The organism is Campylobacter concisus, assembly GCF_902460535.1.
In the GTDB taxonomy this organism is placed as follows: Bacteria; Campylobacterota; Campylobacteria; order Campylobacterales; family Campylobacteraceae; genus Campylobacter_A; species Campylobacter_A concisus_AS.
Genome location: NZ_CABPTV010000014.1, coordinates 1 through 3,145, shown reverse-complemented (window position 1 = coordinate 3,145; position 3,145 = coordinate 1). Strand labels below are relative to the sequence as shown.

The following is a 3,145-nucleotide window of genomic DNA, read 5'->3' as shown; positions in this document are numbered from 1 at the left end:
CACATAAAACCATATAAACACTGCCTAAAAAATAAATTTCATATCGCAAATCCCACCGTGCTTTTAAAAATTTGTCTATGTTTTTATAAATTTACTCAATGAAGCTTTATAAAATATTTCAAAAACCTGTATTTAAAATTTATTCTTTTATTTAATTGCAATAAAGCACTTTGAATTGATATTCAAATTTTAACTTATACGAAAAACAAATTTCACATTTTGCCGTGATTTCTAAAATTTCTTTCATCTTATCTTTTAAAAATCTTATCTCATTTACATTCAATCAATGCACACAACCATAAAATAATCCATACTTAAGCGTTTTCACTCATCTTCCAAGAAGTTCGCCTTTTCTTACAATATTCCTTTTATCACACTTTATTTTAGCTAGCAAGCCAATGCTTTTACTAACCATAAAAAGAGCATTTTAGCTTATACAGCACAAATATAAAATCACTTATTCTTAAATTTTATCTATCTAGCAAATGCCTTCAACAATACTAGCTGATCAAAGCCATGCTCAATATAAATTTATCTAAATTTCTACTCTCAAATTTTTATAAATTTAAGCTAAGCAGTATATTTTATTTTTAGTTCAGTTTATTTTAAAAGATAAAAAGATTAGCAATGAGTATAAAAATATAAAATTAAAATCCAAGCCCGAGGTGAGCTTGGATTGAAGGGATTTGGATCTATCATGAAACTAAGCAAGCACGCTCCGGTTGCTAAAGAGCGTGCTTTGATGTGTTATTAGAACTTATAAGAAAGTCCCAAAGTGCCGTTGTAGAATTGATTTTTAGATCTTGCTTTGACACCAAAGTTGATGTTTGTGCTAAGACTATCAGTGATCTTAAACTCAGCACCAGTTTTCAATGTAGCATAAGTGTATTTTCTCTTATCTGCATCAAAAGTTACATTTCTTGAACCAGCAAAATTTAACACGCTATCATCTGCGCTCTTGCTAAGTTCTCTCTCGATACCTGGAGTTACATAGAAGTAGTCGCCTTTTTCTGTATAAGCTCTAAATTCAGCTCCAAGTTTTGCATTTAAAGTTTTTACACTTGTTTTTGCAAAGTTTAGATCTACAGGACCGCCAGCTGTAAAGCTGTCATTTTTGAGGTTTGTATATTCAAGACCGAAGATAGGTTTTACAAATTTAGCGTTACCGATGTCAAATACATAACCATAATCAAGTGCGATATCGAAGTATTTGCTGTCGTATTTGCCTTCATTATCACCTATTGGGCTTGATTTTGTTTTTAGAGTATTTTTAGCAAAGCCATAAGCAAATTTGCTATCTAGTTCATTTTGACCAAAGTAGCTTCTTGTATATACACCAAAGCTATAGTTATCAGCATCATTTTTTACATTATTGCCATCAGATTGAGCTTTAGCAAGTGTGAAGAAACCACCAACTATTGTGTTGTCAAATGCTTTGTCATAGCCTAGAGTAAAGCCATATACGTCAGTATTTGCAGCATCTTTTACTTTTGCTTTACCGCCAAATACATTACCCCATAGGTTGTTGTCGTAGTTGTATCTGTTTGTATACTCTTTTACGACTGAGCTTAGTGCATCGCTGCCATTATCTGCAAATTTCTCACCAGCCATATTTTTAACAGCATAAGCAAGTGCTAAATTTCCATTATAAGGATTTGATAGTTTTGCTAGACGTGTATTTGTTGCAAGATTTGTATTAAAGATCACTATATCAGTAAAGTTACCTTTATTTAGTGATTTTGTAGCTGTGTCAAGTGTTGAGTGAAGTTCGCTTACACCATCAGCTACATCATTAGCAGACTCATCTGCGATGATACTCTCTACTCTTGCATTGCTATCAAAGATATCAGAAAGTGCAGTTAGCACATCGCTTTCACCTTTATCTAAATTTTCAGATGTAGCGATAGCTTTTGCTCTAGTGTTAGAAATTTCTTTTACTTTTGCTTTTTGATCAGCGATAGCCTTAGTAGAAGTTTCTATTATAGTATCTTGAGCTTTAACTGCTGCAGCATCTGTTTTTACAGTAGCCATAGCTGTTTCAGCAGTAGTAGCTGCGGCTGCGGCTGCAGTTGTAACTGTGCCAAGGTCACCAGTCTCTAGTTTATCAACATCAGCAGCGCTTAATTTCTTGCCAGCACTTTCTACAGGCACACCAGCTTCGATAGCTTTTTTAAGTGCAGTTTTTTTATCATCATCACTACCAGTAGCAGCTGTTGTTAGTTCAGTTTTTGCTGCAGTTACTGCATCAGCTTGTTTTGCGATGCTAGTTGCATCTGTGCCTTTTAGAGCTACTTTATCTTTGTCAGCGCCTGTTTGTAAATCTTTAACAGCAGTTGCAAGTTCTTTGTCTTTGTCAGCTTTTACTTTTTCTTTTGCAGCTACATCTTTTTTTAGAGCATCGTTAAGCGCATCATAGTTTTTAACTGTGCCTTCATAAGTTGGAGCAGTTGTTTCAACTGTAGCAAGAGCAACAGCAGCTGTTTGGATAGCTGGATCTAGAGTAGTTTTTATATCATCAGCTAGTTTTTCATCACGCTCTTTAACTAGCTCAGCGTGCTTATCAGCAAATGCTTTAACAAATTCATTCCAAACATTTGCATTTTTATCGCTAAAAATTTTAGCTATGTCAGCAGCATTTGTAGTTGGAGTAGCAAAATCAAGTGTTACTTCGCCTGTAGCTTCTTGTTTACCACCATTTCCATCGATATTAACCTTAACAGCACCTGCATTATCGATAGTTAGCTTTGAAGTCTTATCAGCTGCTACTAACTCTAAAGAACCGCTAGCTGGTTTTATCTTATCTAGCTCATCTTTTATAGCAGCAACTGCGTCTGAGATCTTTTTGAAAGTTTTTGCTTTTTCAGGATCGGTATTTGTAGCTGTGCCATCCCAATCTTTTAGCTCTTCGATGCCTTGTAGGACTTTAACTTGAGCCATTACTTTGTTGTAAGCTTCAGCTTTAGTTTTTTGATCGGCGCTATTAGCTTTAATAGCATTTTCTTTGTTAGATACAGCAGTATCATAGTCAGTTTGTGGCGTTGCAAACGCACTAGAAACTGCAAAACTAGCACCTAGAAGTGCTACGCACGCAATCTTTGAAATTTTCATTTCAACTCCTTTTTAGATTTTGGTAGCACCATTATAC

General features: G+C 34.7%; 1 protein-coding gene. It reads right to left on the bottom strand.

What is annotated here, in order from left to right:
- Positions 1–750 precede the first annotated feature (750 nt).
- Entirely contained in the window at positions 751–3,108 is a 2,358-nt protein-coding gene (locus tag FZ945_RS09690) for an autotransporter domain-containing protein (RefSeq protein ID WP_148804170.1), read from the bottom strand.
- Between the last annotated feature and the right edge of the window lie 37 nt (positions 3,109–3,145).